Source organism: Sinorhizobium glycinis, assembly GCF_001651865.1.
Classification (GTDB): domain Bacteria; phylum Pseudomonadota; class Alphaproteobacteria; order Rhizobiales; family Rhizobiaceae; genus Sinorhizobium; species Sinorhizobium glycinis.
This window is the reverse complement of the sequence record NZ_LPUX01000053.1, coordinates 55,565-78,683: the sequence shown is the minus strand read 5'-3', so window position 1 is coordinate 78,683 and position 23,119 is coordinate 55,565. Positions and strand designations below refer to the sequence as shown.

Below are 23,119 nucleotides of genomic sequence, written 5' to 3'. Positions count from 1 at the left end.
TCTTGAGATACCGGAGACGATCATGTCCGTAGACCTAGCCACCGTGAAGCGTGTCGCGCGCCTTGCCCGCATCGCCGTCAGCGAGGAGGAAGCCGAACGGATGACCGGCGAACTCAACGGCATCCTCGGCTTCGTCGAACAGCTTTCCGAAGTGAACGTCGATGGCGTCGAGCCGATGACATCGGTGATGCCGATGGAGATGAAGAAGCGGGACGACATTGTCGCCGACGGCGACAAGGCGGCCGATATCGTGGCCAATGCGCCGAATTCGGACCGCAACTTCTTCCTCGTTCCCAAAGTGGTCGAGTAAGAGCCGCTTCCCGCCGCCCGCGTCCAGATTCGAAAGTTCGATTGCACCATGACCGACCTGACCCGCCTCACGATCGCCGAAGCCCGTGCCAAGCTTTCCGCCAAGGAAATCACCGCGGTGGAATTGACCGATGCCTATATCGCAGCGATCGAGGCAGCCAACGAGACGATCAACGCCTATGTCACCGTGACGCCGGAAAAGGCGCGCGAGATGGCCAAGGCCTCCGATGCCCGTATAGCCGCCGGCAAGGCCGGCGCGCTGGAAGGCATCCCGCTTGGCATCAAGGACCTTTTCGGCACCGAAGGCGTCCACACGCAGGCATGCAGCCATATCCTCGACGGCTTCAAGCCGCGTTATGAATCGACCGTCACCCAAAACCTCTGGAGCGACGGCGCCGTCATGCTCGGCAAGCTGAACATGGACGAGTTCGCCATGGGATCCTCCAACGAGACGTCCTACTACGGTGCCGTCAAGAACCCATGGCGCGCCAAGGGCTCGAACGTCGATCTCGTGCCCGGCGGCTCTTCGGGCGGCTCTGCGGCCGCAGTCGCTGCCTACCTTTGCGCCGGCGCCACGGCGACCGATACCGGTGGTTCCATCCGCCAGCCGGCGGCCTTCACCGGCACCGTCGGCATCAAGCCGACCTATGGCCGCTGCTCGCGCTGGGGCATCGTCGCCTTCGCCTCCTCGCTCGACCAGGCCGGCCCGATCGCCCGCGACGTGCGGGACGCTGCGATCCTCCTGAAGTCGATGGCGAGCGTCGATCCGAAGGACACGACCTCCGTCGACCTTCCGGTTCCTGACTACGAGGCGTCGATCGGCCAGTCGATCAGGGGCATGAAGATCGGCATTCCCAAGGAATATCGCGTCGACGGCATGCCGGAGGAGATCGAGGCGCTCTGGCAGCAGGGCATTGCCTGGCTGAAGGAAGCCGGCGCCGAGATCGTCGATATAACGCTGCCGCATACGAAATACGCGCTGCCGGCCTACTATATCGTCGCGCCGGCCGAGGCTTCGTCCAACCTCGCGCGCTACGACGGGGTGCGCTACGGCCTGCGTGTCGACGGCAAGGACATCGTCGACATGTACGAGAAGACGCGTGCCGCCGGCTTCGGCCGCGAAGTCAAGCGCCGCATCATGATCGGCACCTATGTGCTTTCGGCCGGCTACTACGATGCCTATTACCTGCGCGCCCAGAAGGTCCGCACGCTCATCAAGCGCGACTTCGAGCTCGCCTTCCAGGCCGGCGTCGACGCGATCCTCACGCCGGCCACGCCGTCCTCGGCCTTCGGCATCGCCGACGAGGATCTCGCATCCGATCCGGTCAAGATGTACCTGAACGACATCTTCACCGTGACGGTCAACATGGCCGGGCTTCCGGGAATCGCGGTACCGGGCGGGCTCGACCACAAGGGCCTGCCGCTCGGCCTGCAGTTGATCGGCAAGCCATTCGACGAAGAGACGCTGTTCAAGACAGCCCATGTCATCGAACAGGCGGCCGGCCGCTTCGCTCCTTCCAAGTGGTGGTGAAAAGGGCCCCCGCCAGATCACCGGCAATAGTCAAGCGGCGCCAGAAATGATGTAATGCAAGCGGAAGGGGGCTCCGCTTGATGATCGTCATTCGCCACGCTCGCCAGGACGAGGCCGGTCTCCTTGCCGCGATCGGGCTCAGGGCCTGGGCAAAGGCGATTGCAGGGCTCGCGGATGCCGCGGGAATGCGAGACGCGGCGGAGCGCGCCTTTGTCGATTTCCTGGCGAAGCACTGGCTTGCCGTCCTCCTGATCGAGGAGGACAACCGCGTCTGCGGCTGGGCGGCCCGCGAGGACCTCGACGGCACGATCTCCGATCTCTGGATCGATCCCGCGGCGCAGGGCAGGGGTCTCGGCCGGGCGCTGCTGGCCGACATGGAGCAACGCATGGCGGCTGAGGGTTTCGACGTCGCGAGCGCAAAGACACACGCGCAGAATACCGCCGCCGTCGCCTTCTTCCAAAACGCCGGCTACCGGGTGAAGTGGCTATCGACCGCCTATTCGCAGAAGCTCGACCGCGACATGGAATTCATCGGCCTCTCCAAGCAGTTATAGGCGATGGAAGGAGCCAAACCGGAGATGGCAGTCACCTCCGGTTTGTAACCAGATGGTTACATGCCCCAGTGTCACCTGTTGTCGAGTTCGGAACGGACGAGATGCAGCCCGCGTTCGGTGATGCGATAGGGCCTCCCGCTCGACGACTTGATCGCCCGCTTGCGTTTCAGCTTGCGAAAGAGCTCAAGGTTGACGCCGGGATAGACCCAGCCGTCGCGTGTGAAGCAACGGATTTCGGCGATCGCCTTGCCGTCTCGCGTGATCTCGATGCGGCCGCCCTGGGCCAAATGGTGAAGAATGCGCTGTTCGGCGCGCGAAATGTCCATGTTTGAGTGTTCCGGAATGGCGTTCCTCAGAACGCAGGAAAACGATCCGCCAATCGTCAGATAGCGGGGTTCGCGTTTCCGGCCCGTGCGCGCGATCCTTGGAGAATGCGGGCAGGGGCCCTTACCGGGACTCAAGCTGAAGGAACATAAAGACTCCGTTCGGACGGGCCTTTTCTAGAAGGCGGCCGCCCAGGCGTCAAGAAGCGCCGGCAATTCCGGACTCGTAGCGACAGTGGCGATAATGAGGCCGAGATGGAACGTGACGATGGCGAGAAGCAAAGTGCGGAACGGCTCTTTCCTTGTCTTGTGCCGATAAGTTCGGCACGCAAGAAGCGCCCCGAGGCTGCCGCCCATGGCGGCAAACGTCAGCAACATTCGCTCCGACACACGCCAAGAGTTGCGTTGCGCCGCTTGCTTGTCCAGCCAGAACAAGCAGTAGGTCGCGAGGTTGATACTTGTGAGGACGGTGAGGATCATCAATGGCGACATGGGCAACGATAGTCACAAGGTGCACAAAGTTTCGTTAAACGCGACCGCAACGGCCGCCCGAGCGTCAAGGAGTCCCGGCGTTTCCGAATCTGTAGCGGCAGTGGCGGTAATGAGGCCGGGATAAGGAGCTGCACGCGACACAAAACGCATCCATCGCCCAGCTAATGGCGCCCTTCGCCTCTTAGTGCCCTCGGTCGGCCCTTTGCGCCGCAGAATTCAGATCCCCGAGGGCATCAGCAAGTGCCTTGACCATGGCTGCGATGCCGACACTCGGCGCAGCGTCACTGCTTGTGGCGTCAGCGTCGACCTGGGTGAAATCATAGTACCATTCCGACTTGCGGTTGCCGTCGGCGACCGCTTGGAGATAGGCGCTGATCGCTCCGACGGGCACCCGCTCTGCCAGTGTACGAAAGCTCCATTCCAGTTCGAGCTCGGTCGGAAGGGTCGACCAGCCCAGTTTGAGTGAGAAGTGCGGGTCGTAGACGTCTGCGCTTTCCGGTGGGCGGAACCGAGCCTTGAGGTTGGTCACGGTGACCTTGTGGCTCTTGTAGACCGGAGATCCAAGCGCAATCGGCCCTGTACGGCCAACTGCCGTCGGTGCTGGCATGCCGCCGATGCCGATATCTGCCCGCAACGGGAAATTCTTGGCAAGATCATTGGCAAGGAGAGCTTCGGAGGGAAGCTCGTAAGCCTCCTTTGTCGTCAGAATATTGCGGTCACGATCATCCACGGTTTCAAGCATCGCCGTGCTTTTGATGCCCGGATACTGCCGGTTGTAGTATTGGATATAGTCGTCGGCGAGCTTGGCCCTCGATGCTTCTGCAATCCGGCGTCGCATCCTGTCGGCATCGCCGTTGCGGTAGCTGGTGTTTACGGTGAGCACCAGGGGCTCGCCATTCCGTCTGGGGAACGCAAATCGTTCCGCGATCGACTGGGTGGGCTCCAAAAGTTCCTTCTGCGGAATTTTTTCGAGGGCGGCTCCGGAAGCAACCAGCGGCAATGCAAAGCCATAGTCGGGCGGAACGATGTTCGCGGCGCGTCCACCCTGCAGATAATCGGTCGCGTCGAGCCACCAGACCCGTTCGCCGATCTTCGCTTTGACGATCACATGGTCGAAGGCCTCAAGTGCGGGAAGGCTGTGTTCGAGCGCCCGGCCCGCATCGATGTCCGTAAGAGCCGCAGTTGCCTCGATGCCCAGTCGACGCAAGGCTGAAACAAGGAGCAGCGCCTTGTCCTTGCAGTCGCCGAAGCCGCTGGCCAGCACCGTTTCCGGACGGCGTGGAACATAGGATCCCGCTCCCATCGAAAGGCTGACATAGCGGATTTCGTCCTGGATCAGCCGCAATGCGGCGATGAGACGGTCCTCACGTGCAGCATGGCGCCGCTCGATTTCATCGAGCTTGGCCTCGAAATCGGCGGGAAAGCTCTCAACCGGCTGATAGTAGGGAAGGACGGCATCTACCACGGGCTGCCAGCCGAACTCGGAAGATATCTCCACCAATCCGAAGTTAGGATGGTCGACCGGCAGATTGTCCTGGAGTTTTACTGATGCAGGGTTGCTGGTTTCCCATAGATAGGTCGTTTCGCCTTGAGCCATTGTCACCTTGGGCTTCAGGGCTGTCCTGACTGTGCGTATGTTGAGCGGCTTTTCCGCCGGCCAGGTGATCCGTTCCCTCATAAGGGCGACGGGCTCGCTCCATTCAGCCAAAACGCGGTCGAAAAGCAGATCCCTCCCCACTGCAGGGGTGACCTCATGGGTCGTGGCATAGTCCACGATATCGCCGACACGCACATCGCTGAGTTCGACATGTGCCGTAAGGCGGCCGTCAAAAATCCCTCTTTCGGACTCCGTCTCCCGGCGAAATATCTCGAACTTCGCCTCTCCGAGCTTGTCGATGACGACCCCGTTTCTGATGATCATCAGTCGGTTGAAGGAGAGCTTGTGGCGCGAAGGATCGAATTGGATGTCCAGCCGTGCTCCGCTTTCCAGTCCCGGCCGGTCAGTCACTTTATAAGCCAGCCGGTCGAAGACCGAAAACCCGCCGTCTCTATGTCGGATCTGGGTGTCCACCAGGAGATAGGCCATGCCGTTCCTGATCTCGGCGTTGCGTGCCGGGTCAAGCTCAGGAAGGCCGACCATCTCCACCCAATTTTCGGCTGGCGCCTTGCGGACCTGCTCGTCCGCCCTGACTGTCGAATCCGCGCCCAGCAGTGTCCAGACAAGAAAAAGGAGGAAGATGAGTAATCTGCAGCCAGACAAAACCTGCTTGCACCGGGACTCAGACTGAAGGTACATAAACACTCCGTTCGGACAGCAGGATTTCTTAGAAGACAGCCTTGCAAACGTCAAGGTTGCACTGAATGGGAGCGCTGCATCATTGCGCGCGCGCGCCGGGTCGCGGGGCACCTCACAAGCCTTGCACCGCAGAACCAATTGCTCTACCGAGAAACCTCAAAATTCAGGCTTCAAAGAAGAGCATGAGATGAGCATCGTCGACGTCCGCACTCCCGATCCGAAACGCTTCATTCCCGGCGCAACCGGTGACTGGGAGGTCATCATCGGCATGGAGGTCCATGCCCAGGTGCTGAGCAACTCGAAGCTGTTCTCGGGGGCCTCGACCGAATTCGGCAATGCGCCGAATGCCAATGTCTCGCTGGTCGACGCGGCCATGCCCGGCATGCTCCCGGTCATCAACGAGGAATGCGTCAAGCAGGCGGTGCGCACCGGCCTCGGCCTCAAGGCTCAGATCAACCACCGCTCGATCTTCGACCGGAAGAACTATTTTTATCCGGACCTGCCGCAGGGCTACCAAATCTCGCAGTACAAGGATCCGATCGTCGGCGAAGGCAAGATCATCATCTCGATCGGCCCGGATCGCCAGGGCCAGTTCGAGGATGTCGAGATCGGCATCGAGCGCCTGCACCTGGAACAGGATGCCGGCAAGTCGATGCATGATCAGCATCCCTCCATGTCCTATGTCGATCTCAACCGTTCGGGCGTGGCGCTGATGGAGATCGTCTCCAAGCCGGACCTGCGCTCGTCGGACGAGGCTAAGGCCTATCTGACCAAACTGCGTTCGATCCTGCGCTATCTCGGCACCTGCGACGGCAACATGGACGAGGGCTCGATGCGCGCCGACGTCAACGTCTCCGTGCGTCGTCCGGGCGAGGCTTTCGGCACGCGCTGCGAGATCAAGAACGTCAATTCGATCCGCTTCGTCGGTCAGGCAATCGAATACGAGGCCCGCCGTCAGATCGCTATTCTCGAAGATGGCGGCGTGATCGACCAGGAAACCCGCCTATTTGATCCGAACAAGGGCGAGACGCGCTCGATGCGTTCTAAGGAAGACGCGCACGACTACCGCTATTTCCCCGATCCGGACCTGTTGCCGCTCGAGTTCGACGACGCCTTCGTGGAGGCGCTGAAAACCGATCTTCCGGAACTGCCGGACGACAAGAGGGAACGCTTCGTCCGCGACCTCGGGCTCTCGGTCTACGATGCCTCGGTTCTCGTTTCGGAGAAGGCGATCGCCGATTATTTCGAGGCGGTCGCCGCGGGACGCGACGGCAAGTTGGCCGCGAACTGGGTGATCAACGACCTGCTGGGCGCCTTGAACAAAGCCGGCAAAGCCATTGAAGAGACTCCCGTTTCGCCAGCCCAGCTTGGCGGCATCATCGACCTCATCAAGGCGGGGACGATCTCCGGCAAGCTCGCCAAGGATCTCTTTGAAATCCTATGGAACGAAGGCGGCGACCCGGCTGAAATCGTCGAGAGCCGCGGCATGAAGCAGGTTACCGACAGCGGGGCGATCGAAAAGGCGGTTGATGAAATCATCGCCGCCAACCCCGACCAGGTGGAAAAGGCCAAGGCCAAGCCGTCGCTGGCCGGCTGGTTCGTCGGCCAGGTGATGAAGTCGACCGGCGGCAAGGCGAACCCGCAGGCAGTGCAGGCCCTCGTCAAGTCCAAGCTCGGCATCGAAGAGTGACGATGTTCTTCGTCCGCACGGCGAGCGAGCGCGACCTGGAACAGGTGCGCGCCCTGCTCGTCGCGACCTGGCATGCGACCTATGACAGCTTCTACGGCGTCGACAAGGTCGAAGAGCTGACAGCCAAGTGGCATTCGGTCGATGCCCTGAGGGCTCGGCTGCAAAAGAAGAATGCCGAGTTCGTCGTCGCGGACAACGGCCGCGAAATCGCCGGCATGGGGTTTGCAGCCATGTCGGACGCGCTTCCGAAGACCATCATCCTTCATCAGCTCTACGTCCTGCCGAGATACCAACGGCAGGGCATTGGCCGCGACATGTTCGCCGAACTCGAGACCTGCTTTCCGGATGCAGAGCGCATGCGGCTCGAGGTCGAGCCGCAGAACCTGCATGCGCTCGCCTTTTATCGGGCGCACGGGTTCTCAGAGGTCGGAACGACGCCGAATTGTGGAGACGAACAATCGGGCATCCCGGCACTCATCCTGGAAAAGCGCCTCATCCGCTAGGCGGCCACGTTCCATCCACGCTTAGGAGTTTCGCGGCGGGTAAGGAGAAATGGCGGCTGCGGATCACCGGCGAAGGCCGCCGGCGGCGGCGAGGATCTCAGTTGCGGTCGGGAAAACGCACAGGTTGTCCGGTCCGTCGCACGCCTCGATTTGCGCCCAGCCGATCACACCGGCCGCATCGACCAGGAAGTGGCCGACGAGCTGTGTGCCGTGGTTTGCCAGGATCGCATTGTCGGCTTCGTCAAGCTCGAATCCGTCGCTGGCGTTCAGTACGACGTTGGCTTCCATAGGATGCAAGGGTTTCGGAAGCTCGCCGGTGGGGTTGATGCGGGCCGCCTCGAATTGCGACATCGCTGCGCGATAGGGCCATTCGGGCTGCGCGTTGCTACCCTCGGGAAGGAACTCGCCATACGGTACGCCGAAGGCTCGGTGTGTGCTGCAATCCGGGTCGCACAGAAGCATGACCGGCGTCGGCCGGTGGCGGTAATACAGGCGGGCGCGCTCCACCGGCGTGTTGATCACGGCGAGGGTCTCTATTTCGTCGGCGCGGAGCGCAGTTTGCACGCCGGCAAGCTGTTCCACCTGACGCCGGCAAAATGGGCAATGCAGCCCGCGAAAAAAGCCGATCAGGAACGGGCGGCCATGCAAACTGGCGAGAGAGAGCATCCCTTCTCGGTTGGCTGCGGGAAGCGTGAAGGAGGGCGCGGCCTCTCCCGGCTGCAGCGGACGCCTTTGCTCTCCCATGGCATGTTCCTATGAAGGTTGTTCACGCGAACAGCGGATTTATTGAAGGCCTCACCGACCATCCCAAGGCCCTGCACTGTACCGGAAATGGCATCTTCACTCTATCTGCAAGGCACAGAATACCGGGGTCTCCCACGAACGGCGGGACGCATCTTGCCTGTTGTCACAATATTGACGTCCCTTATGGTCGATGTGGCTGAGGACGCATTCGACTTCGCTGCCGGGGCGCGGCAGCTCCAGCCTGGCAGTCGAGGCGGTGCAGACAAGAGAGTACATGCGCGGCCGCGGCATCGGCGAGCGCATGGTCCGTCACGCCATTGGCGAGGCGCGTGAAAAGGGTGCCTCGAAAGTGCGGCTCACTTCCAACGCAGCGCAGCTCGACGCGCATCGCTTCTATCAACGCGTCGGTTTTCGCGCGCAGCAATTCCGGCTTCAAGATGCAGCTGAAATGACCGCCGGTCCGGTGGAATCACTGGACAAGGCATGAGTGGCACGGCATAAGCGGGAACGAGATTTTGATATCCGGCTGCCCCTCGATCGGCCGGCAAGGAACGAATGCCTATGAAGCTCCTGCTGCAGATATTCACCTGGTGGAACGGACAGACGATCGGTACGCGCTTTCATACTTGGCGGAATGGCCAGCGTGTCGGCGAAGACGAGTTGGGCAATGTCTACTACCAGGGCGGTCAGGATTCGGAGGGCCGCACGCGGCGCTGGGTGATCTATAACGGCCCAGCCGAAGCCTCTGCCATTCCGCCCGGTTGGCATGGCTGGATGCATCACCGCACCGACATTTCCCCCGCCGATGAAAAATACGCCGCGCGCGAATGGCAGCAACCGCATCGCCCGAACCCGACCGGCACGCCCAGTGCCTACCGGCCGAAAGGCTCCTTGGCCAATGCAGGCCGGCGCCCGCGCGTGACCGGCGACTACGACGCCTGGACGCCGCGCTCCTGATTGGAATGGCGACAAGGCGGCCGGCGCTCGGATCTCAACTTACGAGGATCGATCACGGCGCAGCCACATTTCGGGTTTAGCGCCTGAATGGCTATCCGGAACTAACAGCATCGCGGGGGATTGGCGGGAATGGCAGGTTTCTGTCTGCGGAACTTGATCGGCCGGACGGCCCGGCGCACGGGTTTTGCCCTTCTCCTGGCTCTGCCATCGATCTCCGCCGTCGAGCCGGCACGCGCCGCGCGTCTCTCCAACGCCGTCGCCGTCTTTTCCGGCATCGACAAGATCACCGGCCGCATCACCACCTTTGACGTCTATATCGGCGAGACGGTGCAGTTTGGCGCCCTGCAGGTGACCCCGCACGTCTGCTACAGCCGTGACGAGACGGAGGCGCCGAAGACGACCACCTTTGTGGATGTCGACGAGATCACGCTCGATCGCAAGATCCGCCGCATCTTCACCGGCTGGATGTTCGCCGACAGCCCGGGTCTCAACGCCGTCGAGCACCCCGTCTATGACGTGTGGCTGCAGTCCTGCAAGCCGACCTCCGACGTTCCCCCGCCAGATACGGCGGCGAAGCAATGACTTTGCAAGAGCAGCGCATTGCCCTTGACCTGTAAAGACGGGCAGAAGGTGCCGGCAGGCGGATGAGGGCCTGACGGACGGACGGAAGCCCGCATTTCTCGATCAAAATTCTAGATTCGGCGAGGCGATCGCCCTGGCGAGCAGCAGGTCATACTCCGCCTTCGGCACATCGACTGCGCCGAAGGACTTCAGATGCTCCGTGGTAAATTGCGTATCGAGGAGCTGGAAATGCCGGGCGCGAAGTCGCTCCACAAGATGGACGAGGCAGATTTTCGAGGCGTCGGTGCGCAGCGAGAACATGCTCTCGCCGAAGAAGGCTGCCCCGAGCGAGACGCCATAGAGGCCGCCGACAAGCCTTCCTTCCTCCCACGCCTCGACGCTGTGGGCATAGCCCATGCGGTGCAATGCCGCGTAGAGCAAGCGGATTTTGTCGTTGATCCAGGTGGTCGGCCGACCGGGTGCGGGCTTTGCGCATCCCTCGACAACCGCTTCGAAGGCCGTATCGAAGCGGATCTCGAAAGGTCGCTTGCGAATTCTCTTGGCCAGGCTGTGGGAGATGTGAAACCGATCCAGCGGGATGACGCCGCGGATTTCCGGCTCGACCCAGAAGAGCTCAGGGTCGTCGGCCGAGTCGGCCATCGGAAACAGACCGATGGAATAGGCGCGCAACAACATGTCCGGGGTGATTTCCGGTTGTTTGCTGCGCGGTCCTTTCAATCTCTTACCCTATGCGGACGTTGCGGCCAGATGGTGCTCCAGCCAGTGGATATCGTAATCACCGTTGGCGATATCCTGATTGTTTATCAGTTCCTGGAAAAGCGGCAACGTCGTCTTGATGCCATCGATGACAAACTCGTCCAGCACGCGGCGCAGCCGCATCATGCATTCGACGCGGGTCCGTCCGTGGACGATCAGCTTGCCGATCAGGCTGTCGTAGTAGGGCGGAATGCGATAGCCCTGGTAGGCGCCGCTGTCGACGCGCACCCCGAGGCCGCCTGGCGCGTGGAAATGCGTGATCGTGCCCGGGGAGGGGACGAAGGTGCGCGGATCCTCGGCATTGATGCGGCACTCGATGGCGTGACCTGAAAAGACGACGTCTTCCTGCTTGACCGAGAGGCCGGCGCCGGATGCCACGCGGATCTGTTCGTGTACCAGATCGATGCCGGTGATCGCTTCGGTGATCGGATGCTCGACCTGCAGGCGCGTGTTCATCTCGATGAAATAGAACTCGCCGTCCTCGTATAGGAATTCGATCGTGCCGGCGCCGCGATACTTCATCTTTTTCATCGCGTCCGCGCAGACCTGGCCGATCTTCATGCGCTGCTCGACGTTGAGAGCCGGGGAATTCGCTTCTTCCCAGACCTTCTGGTGGCGGCGCTGCAGCGAGCAATCGCGTTCGCCGAGATGGATGGCATTGCCTTCGCCGTCGCCGACGATCTGGATTTCGATATGGCGCGGCTTTCCGAGGAATTTCTCCATATAGACCGCGTCGTTGCCGAAGGCGGCGGCCGCCTCCGAGCGTGCCGTGGCGACGGCATGCTCGAGGTCTTCTTCGGTTCTGGCGACCTTCATGCCGCGCCCGCCGCCGCCGGCCGTCGCCTTGATCAGCACCGGGAAGCCGATCTCGCGGGCGACCTTGAGGGCGTTCTCGGGCTTCACTTCGCCGTCGGAGCCGGGAACGACCGGGATGCCAAGCTCTTCCGCGGTCTTCTTGGCGGTGATCTTGTCGCCCATCAGGCGGATGTGCTCGGCCGTCGGGCCGATGAAGGTGATGCCGTGCGCCTCGAGGATATCGGCGAACTTGGCGTTCTCCGAAAGAAAGCCGTAACCCGGATGCACCGCATCCGCGCCGGTGATCTCACAGGCGGCGACGATCTGATGGATGTTCAGATAGCTCTCGCGCGACGGCGGCGGTCCGATGCAGACGCTCTCGTCCGCAAGCCGCACGTGCATGGCGTCGCTGTCTGCCGTCGAATGCACGGCCACGGTCGCGATGCCGAGCTCCTTGCAGGCGCGCAGCACGCGCAGCGCGATTTCGCCGCGATTGGCAATGAGGATTTTCGAGATCATCGCCACCGTGCCTTATTCGATCACGATCAGGGGTTCGCCAAATTCAACCGGGGCGGCGTCCTGCACGAGAATTTCCGTGATCTTGCCGGAGCGCGGCGCCGGAATCTGGTTCATCGTCTTCATCGCCTCGATGATCAGGATCGTCTGGCCTTCCTTGACCATCGCGCCGACTTCGATGAAGGGGCGGGCGCCGGGAGCGGGGGCGAGATAGGCGGTACCGACCATCGGAGCCGTAACCGCGTTCTTGGCGTTGTGGCCGCCTTCCAGTGCGGCGGCCGGCGCGGCCGCAGGAGCCGGTGCCGTGACCGCAGCCGGCAGCTGGTAGCCGGGCATTGCCGCCATAGGCATCGCGACAGGCGTGCCGTTCCGCGAAACGCGGATGCGCAGATCGTCCTGTTCCACTTCGATCTCGGTCAGGTCGGTATCCTTGAGGATATTGGCGAGATCGCGGATCAGCGCCTGATCGATACCCGGTTTCTTGTCAGCCATGGGATATGAGCCTCGTGTAATTCTTATTTCGACGTGTTTGTCAGGTTCTTTAGCGCATGCAGCGCCAGAATGTAACTCTGCGCTCCGAAGCCGCAGATCACGCCCTTGACGGCCGGCGCAATCATTGACTTGTGGCGGAATTCCTCGCGCGCATGGATGTTGGAGAGATGCAATTCCACGACGGGAACGGCGATCGCGCGAATGGCATCATGCATGGCAATCGACGTGTGCCCGTAGGCGGCCGGATTGATGGCGACGCCGACGGCCTTTTCACCCGCCTCGTGCAGCCAGTCGACCAGCACGCCTTCGATGTTGGATTGGCGGAAATCGACGTCGAAGCCCAGGAGCCTCCCCTCCGCTATGCACATCGCCTCGATATCGGCCAGGGTCTGGCCGCCGTAGATGCCCGGTTCGCGCTTGCCGAGGGCATTCAGGTTTGGGCCATTCAGCACAAAAATCGTCGAGGACATAAGGGATTCCGGTCCGGTGATGGGAGGGTTACCTATAGACCGATGGTTCGGCGAGGGAAAGCCCCCCGGGTCCCCGGGGGATTTGTCCACAAGTCATAGGCTGAGCGAAGGGCGAACGGCGATGACGCGTTCCGCTTCGGTGCTCGGTCAGCAGACCGTCTTGCCGCACTCACGCATATTGGCGACCTTGCCGCTGATCTCGGCGGCGCCGACCGCACCATAGACCGCCTCGTTGCCGATCACATAGGATGGCGTGCCGGTGATGCCGAGATCGTTGGCGAGCATGTAAGCTTCGCGCACCGACGCGTCATTCGGGTCGTCTTCCATTTTCTCGCGCAATTGCTCTTCCGTAACTCCGAGCTTGGCGGCAACGGCGATCGCCGTTTCTTCCGTGGCCCGCTCCTCGGCGCCGAGCAGGGCGCGGTGGAAATCACCGTATTTTTCCGGTGCGATCAAGCGGAATGCGGCGCTGACCTTGTGAGCGGCGAGCGAATCGGGGCCGAGGATCGGGAACTCCTTCAAGACGAAACGGACATTCTTGTCCTTGGCGACGATCTCATCCATGTCCGAAAGCGCCCGCTTGCAGTAGCCGCAATTGTAGTCGAAGAATTCGACGATCGTGACGTCGCCCTTCGGATTGCCGAGGACGACGTCATAGGCGGAATTGAAGATCGCCTTCTTGTTGTTGGCGATCGCGGCTTGTGACGCTTGCTGCTGTTTGGCACGCTGCTTGGCGGACAGCGCTTCCTGCACTTCCAGCATGATCTCCGGATTGGCGACGAGATATTCCTTGATGAAGGCGCCGATCTCTTCCTTCTGCTTTGCGTCGAGTGCAGCCGCGGACTGGGGCAGGGCGATGCCGGCTGCGAGCGCCATCAGCGTCCCGGCGGCAATCATCGTCTTCTTGAGCGTCATCATTCCCTCGTTGTCTTCTCGTACCTGTCTGTCGCCCATTTCGCACCGCCGCGTCAACGCATCTTCGAAGGACAACGACGACGGCATGCCTGCAACGCTACTGCATGCTTCTTAAATCGTAGCCGACTTAAAGATAAACGTGCAGCAATTCAAAATGCTACGGCGACCTTTGTGCGTCTGAAAAGACGTACGGCGCTGTTGATGCGAGCATAGGGTGCGCGGGCGCGAAACGAAACGGCAAAATCGGCCGAATTGCGGCGCTCCCATACTTGTGAAGGGTGCAGCGATCGGGCAAAGGGCGGCAGTCCGGTCAACTTGTGAGGATCAGCCATTGGCACAGATGTCAAAACGCGGCGCGGTCGAACCGTTCCATGCCATGGATGTGCTGGCGGAAGCGACGCGTCGCCGCGATGCTGGCTATCCCGTCATCTCGATGGCGGTCGGCCAGCCGGCCCATCCCGCCCCGGAGGCGGCACTCGAGGCGGCGCGGCGGGCGCTGGAACACGGCCGGCTCGGCTATACCGACGCTCTCGGCACCCTCTCTCTCAAGCGAGCGATCGCCGCGCACTATCAGAGCCGCCACGGCATCGCGCTCGATCCGCAGAGGATAGCGATCACCACCGGCTCTTCGGCGGGCTTCAATCTTGCCTTCCTGGCGCTCTTCGATCCGGGCGATTGCGTCGCCATCGCCCGTCCGGGGTACCCCGCCTATCGCAACATCATGGCCGCACTCGGCCTGCGCGTGGTCGAGATCGAAGCGAGTGCCGAAACGGGCTATACGCTCACGCCCGAAAGCCTCGATCGGGCGGCGGCGCAAGCCGGCAGGCCCCTGAAGGGGGTGCTTCTTGCCAGTCCGGCCAACCCGACCGGCACGGTGACGGGAAGGGCGCGCCTGAAGGCGCTCGCCGACTATTGCCGCGCACGGTCGATCGCCTTCATCTCCGACGAGATCTATCACGGTCTGACCTTCGCCGGCGAAGAAGCCTCCGTGCTGGAGGTCGCCGACGACGCGGTCGTCATCAATTCGTTCTCGAAATACTACTGCATGACCGGGTGGCGCATCGGCTGGATGGTGCTGCCGGAAGACCAGATCCGTGTCTTCGAGCGCATCGCCCAGAGCCTCTACATCTCGCCGCCGGAGCTTTCGCAGATTGCCGCGGAGGCGGCGCTTGGCGCGCATGAGGAACTGGACGGTTACAAGCGGGCCTATGCCGCCAACCGAGATCTTCTACTCAGGCGCTTGGCCGAGATCGGCCTGTCCATAGCCTCGCCCATGGACGGCGCCTTCTATGCCTATGTGGACGTCAGCCGCTTCACCAATGACAGCATGGCCTTCGCCCGTCGCATGCTGGCCGAGATCAATGTCGCCGCCACACCCGGCTTCGATTTCGATCCGCTCGAAGGACATCGCACCATGCGTTTTTCCTATGCGGGTTCGGCTGCCGATATGGCCGAAGCGATGGACCGCATTGCAAACTGGCTGAAATAGCGGTCCTCCCGGTTGCTCCGGCCAACAGGCGGGCACAAACAAAAAAACCCGGAGCGATCCGGGCTTTTTTGTTTGGTAGGCCTGTGCTTTCTTAGAAGAAGCCGCGGCGCTGCCACCAGCCACCTTTTTTGGGCTTGGTCGGCTCTTCCTCTTCGTTCTTGGCGACATTCGAAGTGACGACGGGCTCCGAGGCAATCGTCGCCAGATCGCGGTTCGAACGCGCAGGCTTGGCGCCCTCCAGATCTGCGACCGCTTCCTCTACTGCAGCAGGGGCGGAGTCGTCCGGCTGCGCTTCGATCGCCTGTTCGGCGGTTGCGTCGGCATTCTCCGCCGTTGCTTCGGTCGCGGCGGCTTTCTTGCGGCTGCGCTTGGGCTTTGCAGGCTTTGCTTCCGCTGCCGGGAGGGTGTCGACTGGCGCGGCATCTACGGCGTGTTCGACAGCCGCGGCTGCAGCAACATCCGCCTCTTCGGTATCCGCGGCTTCCTCTGCTTCAGCCGCTTCTTCACCGGCTTCCGCGGCAAGAGCGGCGTCACCCTCGGCCTCCGTCAGTTCCGGCCGGTTGCGGCGGCCGCCGCGCTTGCCGCGACGGCGGCGCTTGCGCTTCTGGTCGCCGTCTGCCGTTACAGCATCCTGGGCTTCGCCTTCGTCCTCGGTATCGTCGGCGTCGTCATCCGCGCTGTCGGCCATGTCTCCGGCTTCGGCCGCGGCCGATTCCGGCGTCTGGCCTGGGCCCTTGCCGCGGCGCCGGCGGCGACGCTTGCGCTTGCGGCCACCCTGGTCGTCGGACTGCTGTGCCTTCGGCTGCTCCCGGCGCTCGGCGGTGATCTCTTCCGCTTCTTCTTCGTCCAGATCTTCCTCGATGACGACGTCTTCGTCGTCTTCCGGTTCCGGCGCGAATTGCAGGATCTGCTCGATCTTCACCGGATTTTCGACCGGTTCGCCCCGGTCGATCGCGAAGTGCTGGGCGCCCACATGCGCATCCGCTTCGATAATGATGGAGACGCCGAAGCGCCGCTCATAGTCGGTGATGGTGCCGCGCTTCTGATTGAGCAGGTAAAGCGCGATTTCCGGGATCGTCCGCACGGTAATGTCGTGCGTGGTGTTCTTGAGCAGATATTCCTCGATACCGCGCAGGACATGCAGCGCGACGGAAGACTGCGATCGGACATGACCCGTGCCGTTGCAATGCGGGCAGGACTGCATCGTGCTTTCGAGCACCGAGGCGCGAATGCGCTGGCGCGACATTTCAAGAAGTCCGAAATGCGAGATGCGGCCGACCTGGATACGCGCCCGGTCGTTCTTCAGGCAATCCTTGAGCTTCTTCTCGACGGCGCGGTTGTTGCGCTTTTCTTCCATGTCGATGAAGTCGATGACGACAAGGCCGGCAAGGTCGCGAAGCCGCAATTGCCGCGCAACCTCCTCGGCTGCCTCCAGATTGGTCTGAAGGGCGGTATCCTCGATCGAATGCTCGCGGGTGGAGCGCCCGGAGTTCACGTCGATCGACACGAGCGCTTCGGTCTGATTGATGATGATATAGCCGCCCGATCTCAGCGTTACCTGCGGCTGCAGCATGCGATCGAGCTGGGCTTCGATGCCAGAACGCGAGAAGATCGGATGCACGTCGCGATAGGGCTGCACGACCTTCGCGTGGCTCGGCATCAGCATCTTCATGAAGCCCTTGGCTTCCTTGTATCCCTCTTCACCGGAAACGATGATCTCGCTGATATCCTTGTTGTAGAGATCGCGGATCGAGCGCTTGATCAGGCTGCCTTCCTCATAGACGAGGCAGGGAGCGGTCGAGTTCAACGTCAGCGTGCGGACGTTTTCCCAGAGTCGCATCAGATATTCGAAGTCGCGTTTGATCTCGACCTTGGTGCGGTTCGCGCCGGCCGTGCGCAGGATCACGCCCATGCCCTGCGGCACGTCGAGCCCGCGGGCGATTTCCTTCAGGCGCTTGCGGTCCTGCAGGTTGGTGATCTTGCGGGAGATGCCGCCGCCGCGCGCCGTGTTCGGCATCAGCACCGAATAGCGGCCGGCAAGCGAAAGATAGGTGGTGAGAGCCGCGCCCTTGTTGCCGCGCTCTTCCTTGGCGACCTGAACCAGAAGGATCTGTCGGCGCTTGATTACTTCCTGGATGCGATACTGCTTGCGCGGCTTGCGGACCTGCCGGTCCGGTACTTCTTCCATCGCATCTTCGGCACCGACGGACTCGATGATTTCCTTCTCGCCATCGTGACCGTCGTCATCGTCGTCATCATCGTCGTCGCGGCGGCGGCGGGTGTCGACGTCCTCGGAAATCGAATCGACATCGACCATTGCGGCCATTTCGCCGCTGCTGCCTTCTTCGCTGGCGTCGGCGTCGCCCTGGGCTTCTTCTTTAGGCTCGCTGGTCTTGGCTTTCGCCCGACGGGTGCGCTTCGGCTTGGCCTTGGGCTTCTCCGCCTCCGCCGCGACTTCCGTTGCCGCTTCCGGCGTCTCGGTCGTCTCGGCGGGTTCGGCTTCTGGCGGAGCCTTGTCCTTCGTCGGCGCGGCGGCCTGTTCGTTCGCGGCTTCGACCGGCTCGATGTCGTCCTCGCGACGGGCCTCCTCGGCTTCCGCCTTCAACAGCGCCTGACGATCGGCGAGGGGGATCTGGTAGTAGTCGGGGTGAATTTCTGCAAAGGCCAGGAAGCCGTGGCGATTGCCGCCATAATCCACGAAGGCCGCCTGGAGCGACGGCTCCACCCTGGTCACCTTCGCCAGGTAGATATTGCCGCGGATTTGCTTCTTATGTTCCGATTCGAAATCGAATTCTTCTATGCGGTTCCCGCGAACGACAACGACGCGCGTCTCCTCTGAGTGAGACGCATCGATAAGCATTTTCTCTGCCATCTAAGTTCTGCTCCTCGGCGCAGAGGAACGGCAGACAGAGGCACTTCGCTCGGAAGGCTGTCGGACACGTCGGAAACTGCGCCGGATGTGAAAGGTCCTGTTTGGCGCAGGTGATGGTGCAGCAGCCAGACGGCAGCCGGAACGATTCCGTCCCGGGGCCCCTTTACTTCTGACCGATGCTGCTGAGTCACATCAAAGACCAAACAAGAATGCCAATGTCCTGGGCCTCGAGGGGAGGCCCGATGAATACGCCCGCTGGCGGGCATTCGGTGAAAATCACCATCAAGAACTCCGGCCACCGCCGGAAATTGCGAACCAGTGTACGGGAGGAAATGCAGCGACGGCGGATGAATACCTGCGGCCGCGGAAGCATGATACGGTTGCAACCGGCTGTTCCGGCTCGATCACTTCCCTGGCGCCAAGCTTCTCAAAGCTCCGGCTGCCAGCCGACGATTCTATCCCGTCAACACTTTCTCCTTGTGACGCTTTTATGTTTTCTATGTCACATTGGCAAGGGAAAAGCCTTTGCCGCCACAATATTGATCGATTCGCTTGCGCGGGTGAAATCACGTGTTCGGTGAGCATTCCATCGGTTTCGAACCGCGTCGCATTCGCCACTTTCAATGGCCTTGCGGCAAGGTTTGGTTAACCATGAAGGTTCATTGGTGGGCGGTGCTGGCGGCGGTCCCTTGGGGCCCGCGCCGATTTCGAATGACGATGGGGGAGCCTGGGTGAACCGTTCCGCAACAGAGCTGCATCTGCCGCAGGCGAAGAGGCTGTCGCGCCGCGTCGCACGGGCGACTGCCATCCTGTTCGCGGCGATGGCCGTGCTGCTGCCCGCCACGAGCCGGGCCGAAGGGACCGCGCCCCTATTGGCCTATGGCGCGCGAGTCGCCGGCGACGATGCGCGCACGCGCCTCGTGATCGAGTTCGATCGCAATCCCGAATACTCAATTCACTACGTCGCAAATCCGGTGCGGGTTATCATCGACCTTCCGGAGACGTCCTTCGGCCTGAAGCCGGAGAGTTTGGAACCACGGGGTCTCTTCGACGCCATTCGCTATGGCGGGATGGGGGCAGGGGCCTCGCGGCTGGTGCTCTCGGCTAAGGGCCCGACGGAAGTGACCCACGCGGAGGTGAAGCCCGAGGAAGACGGCAAGGGCTTCCGCCTCGTTATCGACGCCGAGAGGATCGACCAGGCCCGCTTCGACAAGCTCCTCAGCGATCAGCAGTGGACTGGAACGGTGAGTGCCGCCAAGACGGGCCGTCCGGCCCTTGCGCCGGCAAAGGCCTCGGGCGCATTTGTGGTTGCCGTGGATGCAGGGCACGGCGGCATCGACACCGGCGCGATCGGCAGCGTTACCAAGACGGAGGAGAAGCACGTCACGCTCGCCTTTGCGCGCGATCTGGTGGCGACGCTCAACCGTGAGGCCGGCATCGAGGCCTTTCTGACGCGCCGCGGCGACGAGTTTCTGTCTTTGCCGCAGCGTGTCCAGATCGCCCGGCAGGGAGGCGCCAATCTGTTCATTTCCGTCCATGCCGATACGCTGAAGCAGAAGGACATTCGCGGCGCCACCGTCTACACGATCTCCGACAAGGCGTCCGATCATCTGGCGGCTAACCTGGCGGCGCGCGAAAACCTCTCCGATGAGATCGCCGGCATACCGCTCGAAAGCGAACCCGCGGAGGTTGCAGATATTCTGATCGATCTGACGCGCCGCGAAACCCAGGCCTTTTCGGTCAACCTTGCGCGGAGCGTCGTCTCCTCCTTTGAAGGACAGATCAAGCTGATCAACAACCCCCACCGCCATGCCGGCTTCCGCGTCCTGCAGGCGCCTGACGTCCCTTCGATCCTGCTCGAACTCGGCTTCCTGTCGAACATGGAGGACGAGAAGCAGTTGCTCGATCCGGAGTGGCGCAAGAAGGTGTCGCAACTGCTGGCTGTTGCCGTTCGGCGTTATCGCCAGACGGCGGTTGCGAATGGCGGGTGAGCGGCTGCCCTTCCCATGAAAGCGCTTCGGCGGCAGCCATGCGCGGGAAGTGATTTGTGTCGCCGGCGTAACAGCGATATGCTTTTCGGCGAGATGCGCACAGTATAACCGACCACCAGCCCTATTTTACTCACAATCCGGGCCTTTTGGGGAAGGGCGTCCCGATTTGTTGGGAAACGATGTTGAAGCTTGAGTTTCCTCGCCATATGAGGGAACCCGCGAAGCGTGTAGCTGTCGTGCCGGGCGATTTCTGACGAAAGCGTACGGCGCGGCCGCTTGCCTTGCGAAAGTGGGTCTTTCGAATGGCGACCCGGCAATGGGACAATAAGGTACCGGTATCTGGCTGATGATCAGACTGATAGGATATTTTTTCGGCATTGGTGCGTTTCTGCTGCTCGGCGCCGCCGCGGCCGTCGCGATCTATCTCGGCGCGATCACCAAGGACCTGCCAGACTATGAGGTGCTGGCGAAATACGCGCCGCCGGTCACCACCCGCTTTCACGCCGGAAACGGCGCTCTGATTGCCGAATATGCGCGCGAGCGCCGCCTCTATTTGCCGATCCAGGCCATACCGGATCGTGTCAAGGCGGCCTTCATTTCCGCCGAGGACAAGAACTTCTACAAGCATCCGGGCGTCGACGTCACCGGCCTCGCCCGCGCCATCGCCGTCAACCTCCAGAATTTCGGCTCTGGCCGGCGTCCGGTCGGCGCGTCGACGATCACCCAACAGGTCGCGAAGAACTTCCTGCTGACGGCCGACCAGACGATCGACCGCAAGATCAAGGAGGCGATCCTCTCCTTCCGCATCGAGCAGGCCTACAGCAAGGATCGGATTCTCGAACTGTATCTGAACGAGATTTTCTTCGGGCTGAACTCCTACGGAGTTGCCGGCGCGTCGCTCACCTATTTCGACAAGTCGGTAACGGAATTGACGGTTGCCGAGGCAGCCTATCTTGCCGCCCTTCCGAAGGGACCGGCCAACTATCACCCGTTCCGCAAGACCGAAGCGGCGATCGAGCGTCGCAACTGGGTGATCGACCGCATGGTCGAGAACGGCTACGTGACCAAGCCGGACGGCGAAGAGGCGAAGAAGCAGCCGCTCGGCGTGACGCCGCGGCGCGGCGGTGCCCATCTTTTCGCCTCGGACTACTTCGCCGAAGAGGTCCGTCGGCAGATCATCCAGAAATACGGCGACAACGCTCTCTACGAAGGCGGTCTCTCGGTGCGCACGTCGCTCGATCCGCACCTGCAGATCATCGCGCGCAAGGCGCTGCAGGAGGGGCTTCTGAGCTATGACGAGCGCCGCGGTTTTCATGGACCGGTCAAGACGATCGAGATCGGCGGCGACTGGGGCGAGCCTCTGAGCAAGATCCCGGCGCTGAACGACGTGCCGGAGTGGAAACTCGCCGTCGTGCTCGCCGTCGACAGCGAGGGGGCCGAAATCGGCATCCAGCCGGACAAGGAAGCCTCCGGTCAGATCGTCGCGGAACGGGTCACCGGACACATTTCCGCTGAGAACATGCGATGGGCCTATCGCTCCGCCGGCGGCCAGCGCAAAACCGCGAACTCACCCGAGGGCGCGCTCGGCCCCGGTGATGTCGTCTATGTCGAGCCGCTCGAGCAGCAGGGCCAGTATCGACTTCGCCAGCCGCCGAAGGTTCAGGGCGGCCTGGTGGCAATGGACCCGCATACGGGCCGCGTCCTGGCGATGGTCGGCGGCTTCTCCTATGGCCAGTCGGAGTTCAACCGCGCCACGCAGGCGATGCGCCAGCCCGGCTCCTCCTTCAAGCCCTTCGTCTATGCGGCAGCGCTCGACAGCGGCTATACGCCCGCCTCGGTCATTCTCGATGCGCCGATCGAGATCGTCGCCGGCGGCCAGGTCTGGCGCCCGGAAAACTATGGCGGCGGCTCCGCCGGTCCTTCAACGCTGCGTCTCGGCATCGAAAAGTCGCGCAACTTGATGACGGTGCGGCTTGCCAACGACATGGGCATGAATCTGGTCGCCGAATATGCCGAGCGCTTCGGTATCTACGACAAGATGCCGCCGCTTCTTTCCATGTCGCTCGGCTCCGGCGAGACGACGGTGCTGCGCATGGTCTCGGCCTATGCGGTTCTTGCCAATGGCGGCAAGCAGATCAAACCGTCGCTGATCGACCGGATTCAGGATCGCTATGGCAAGACGATTTTCCGCCACGAGGATCGCACCTGTGACAACTGCAACGCCGACGACTGGGCCGAGCAGGAAGAACCGGTCCTGACCGACAATCGCATGCAGGTGCTCGATCCAATGACCTCCTACCAGATCACCTCGATGATGGAAGGCGTCATCACCCGCGGTACGGCCGCCGGCAAGATCAAGCTGGATCGCCCCGTCGCCGGCAAGACCGGCACGACCAACGATGAAAAAGATGCCTGGTTCGTCGGCTACACGCCCGATCTCGTCGCGGGTCTCTATCTTGGCTTCGACGATCCGGCGCCGCTTGGCCGCGGTGCGACGGGCGGCAGCCTTTCGGCACCGATCTTCAACGCTTTCATGCAGGAGTCGGTGAAGGGCACGCAGCCCGGCAAGTTCGTCGTTCCGGAAGGCATGAGCCTCATTCCGGTGAACCGGAAGACCGGCATGGCAGCGGTCGAGGGCGAGCCCGACACGATCATCGAAGCCTTCAAGCCGGGGACCGGTCCGGCCGAAAGCTTCTCGGTCATCGGCGACCTCGATGAATATGCGCCGCCGGAGGAGATCCTGAAGAGCTCCCCACAGGCCAACCAGGCTGTGACCTCCGGCTCCAACGGCCTCTTCTGACCCAGTTTGGTCAACGAGATTGCCGTCGCCTTTACATCGGCG

20 protein-coding genes and 1 pseudogene are annotated in these 23,119 nt (G+C 62.0%); 11 read left to right on the top strand and 10 right to left on the bottom strand.

Going from position 1 to position 23,119, the window contains the following annotated elements; all coding sequences use genetic code 11:
- The first annotated feature begins 22 nt into the window (after positions 1-22).
- The 3 genes from gatC (at position 23) to AU381_RS05320 (ending at position 2,394) form a co-directional block, all read left to right on the top strand.
- Positions 23-310: an Asp-tRNA(Asn)/Glu-tRNA(Gln) amidotransferase subunit GatC gene (gatC, locus tag AU381_RS05330; protein WP_064240742.1), complete on the top strand. Its 288-nt coding sequence runs from the start codon at positions 23-25 to the stop codon at positions 308-310.
- A 48-nt stretch (positions 311-358) separates the two neighbouring features.
- Complete coding sequence (gene gatA / locus AU381_RS05325; RefSeq protein ID WP_064240741.1) at positions 359-1,840, top strand: Asp-tRNA(Asn)/Glu-tRNA(Gln) amidotransferase subunit GatA; 1,482 nt, start codon at positions 359-361, stop codon at positions 1,838-1,840.
- Between the two features lie 80 nt (positions 1,841-1,920).
- Entirely contained in the window at positions 1,921-2,394 is a 474-nt protein-coding gene (locus AU381_RS05320) for a GNAT family N-acetyltransferase (protein ID WP_064240740.1), read from the top strand.
- A 71-nt stretch (positions 2,395-2,465) separates the two neighbouring features.
- On the opposite strand, the gene AU381_RS05315 is transcribed toward AU381_RS05320, so the two are convergent.
- The 3 genes from AU381_RS05315 to AU381_RS05305 form a co-directional block, all read right to left on the bottom strand.
- Positions 2,466-2,720: a YjhX family toxin gene (locus tag AU381_RS05315; RefSeq protein WP_064240739.1), complete on the bottom strand. Its 255-nt coding sequence runs from the start codon at positions 2,718-2,720 to the stop codon at positions 2,466-2,468.
- Between the two features lie 174 nt (positions 2,721-2,894).
- Positions 2,895-3,197, bottom strand: coding sequence for a DUF1294 domain-containing protein (locus tag AU381_RS05310; RefSeq protein ID WP_244520028.1), 303 nt, complete (start codon positions 3,195-3,197; stop codon positions 2,895-2,897).
- Between the two features lie 193 nt (positions 3,198-3,390).
- The gene (locus AU381_RS05305) at positions 3,391-5,616 is read right to left on the bottom strand and encodes a DUF3857 domain-containing transglutaminase family protein (RefSeq protein WP_244520027.1); all 2,226 of its coding nucleotides are present in this window, start codon (positions 5,614-5,616) and stop codon (positions 3,391-3,393) included.
- A 76-nt stretch (positions 5,617-5,692) separates the two neighbouring features.
- On the opposite strand from AU381_RS05305, the gene gatB reads away from it, so the two are divergent.
- Complete coding sequence (gene gatB / locus AU381_RS05300) at positions 5,693-7,195, top strand: Asp-tRNA(Asn)/Glu-tRNA(Gln) amidotransferase subunit GatB (protein ID WP_064240737.1); 1,503 nt, start codon at positions 5,693-5,695, stop codon at positions 7,193-7,195.
- A 2-nt stretch (positions 7,196-7,197) separates the two neighbouring features.
- Positions 7,198-7,698, top strand: a complete 501-nt coding sequence (locus tag AU381_RS05295; RefSeq protein ID WP_064240736.1) for a GNAT family N-acetyltransferase — start codon at positions 7,198-7,200, stop codon at positions 7,696-7,698.
- A 63-nt stretch (positions 7,699-7,761) separates the two neighbouring features.
- On the opposite strand, the gene AU381_RS05290 is transcribed toward AU381_RS05295, so the two are convergent.
- Entirely contained in the window at positions 7,762-8,442 is a 681-nt protein-coding gene (locus tag AU381_RS05290) for a redoxin domain-containing protein (RefSeq protein ID WP_064240735.1), read from the bottom strand.
- Positions 8,443-8,650: 208 nt separating this feature from the next.
- On the opposite strand from AU381_RS05290, the pseudogene AU381_RS05285 reads away from it, so the two are divergent.
- The 3 genes and pseudogenes from AU381_RS05285 to AU381_RS05275 form a co-directional block, all read left to right on the top strand.
- Positions 8,651-8,894, top strand: a pseudogene (locus AU381_RS05285) (GNAT family N-acetyltransferase); the annotation flags it as partial.
- Between the two features lie 109 nt (positions 8,895-9,003).
- Positions 9,004-9,399, top strand: coding sequence for an NADH:ubiquinone oxidoreductase subunit NDUFA12 (locus tag AU381_RS05280; RefSeq protein WP_064240734.1), 396 nt, complete (start codon positions 9,004-9,006; stop codon positions 9,397-9,399).
- Between the two features lie 129 nt (positions 9,400-9,528).
- Entirely contained in the window at positions 9,529-9,981 is a 453-nt protein-coding gene (locus AU381_RS05275) for a DUF2155 domain-containing protein (protein ID WP_064240733.1), read from the top strand.
- Between the two features lie 102 nt (positions 9,982-10,083).
- Here AU381_RS05275 and aat read toward each other — a convergent pair whose 3' ends face one another.
- From aat to AU381_RS05250, 5 genes are all read right to left on the bottom strand, one after another.
- Positions 10,084-10,698, bottom strand: a complete 615-nt coding sequence (gene aat, locus AU381_RS05270; protein ID WP_064240732.1) for a leucyl/phenylalanyl-tRNA--protein transferase — start codon at positions 10,696-10,698, stop codon at positions 10,084-10,086.
- Between the two features lie 9 nt (positions 10,699-10,707).
- Positions 10,708-12,051, bottom strand: a complete 1,344-nt coding sequence (accC, locus tag AU381_RS05265) for an acetyl-CoA carboxylase biotin carboxylase subunit (RefSeq protein ID WP_064240731.1) — start codon at positions 12,049-12,051, stop codon at positions 10,708-10,710.
- Positions 12,052-12,063: 12 nt separating this feature from the next.
- Positions 12,064-12,540, bottom strand: coding sequence for an acetyl-CoA carboxylase biotin carboxyl carrier protein (gene accB, locus AU381_RS05260; RefSeq protein ID WP_064240730.1), 477 nt, complete (start codon positions 12,538-12,540; stop codon positions 12,064-12,066).
- Positions 12,541-12,563: 23 nt separating this feature from the next.
- Positions 12,564-13,010 (bottom strand): type II 3-dehydroquinate dehydratase, encoded by a 447-nt coding sequence (gene aroQ / locus AU381_RS05255; protein WP_064240729.1) that lies wholly within the window; start codon positions 13,008-13,010, stop codon positions 12,564-12,566.
- A gap of 147 nt (positions 13,011-13,157) precedes the next feature.
- Positions 13,158-13,925, bottom strand: a complete 768-nt coding sequence (locus AU381_RS05250) for a DsbA family protein (protein ID WP_064241820.1) — start codon at positions 13,923-13,925, stop codon at positions 13,158-13,160.
- A gap of 331 nt (positions 13,926-14,256) precedes the next feature.
- Between AU381_RS05250 and AU381_RS05245 the strand changes: the two genes are divergently transcribed.
- Positions 14,257-15,414: a pyridoxal phosphate-dependent aminotransferase gene (locus AU381_RS05245; protein ID WP_082909667.1), complete on the top strand. Its 1,158-nt coding sequence runs from the start codon at positions 14,257-14,259 to the stop codon at positions 15,412-15,414.
- Between the two features lie 91 nt (positions 15,415-15,505).
- Here the strand turns inward: AU381_RS05245 and AU381_RS05240 are convergent, their stop codons facing one another.
- The gene (locus AU381_RS05240; RefSeq protein ID WP_064240727.1) at positions 15,506-18,286 is read right to left on the bottom strand and encodes an Rne/Rng family ribonuclease; all 2,781 of its coding nucleotides are present in this window, start codon (positions 18,284-18,286) and stop codon (positions 15,506-15,508) included.
- A gap of 821 nt (positions 18,287-19,107) precedes the next feature.
- Between AU381_RS05240 and AU381_RS05230 the strand changes: the two genes are divergently transcribed.
- Positions 19,108-20,277 carry an N-acetylmuramoyl-L-alanine amidase gene (locus AU381_RS05230; RefSeq protein WP_082909818.1) on the top strand — a complete coding sequence of 390 codons (1,170 nt, stop codon included), beginning with the start codon at positions 19,108-19,110 and terminating at the stop codon, positions 20,275-20,277.
- A gap of 346 nt (positions 20,278-20,623) precedes the next feature.
- Positions 20,624-23,077, top strand: coding sequence for a penicillin-binding protein 1A (locus tag AU381_RS05225; RefSeq protein WP_064240725.1), 2,454 nt, complete (start codon positions 20,624-20,626; stop codon positions 23,075-23,077).
- The last annotated feature ends 42 nt before the right edge of the window (positions 23,078-23,119 follow it).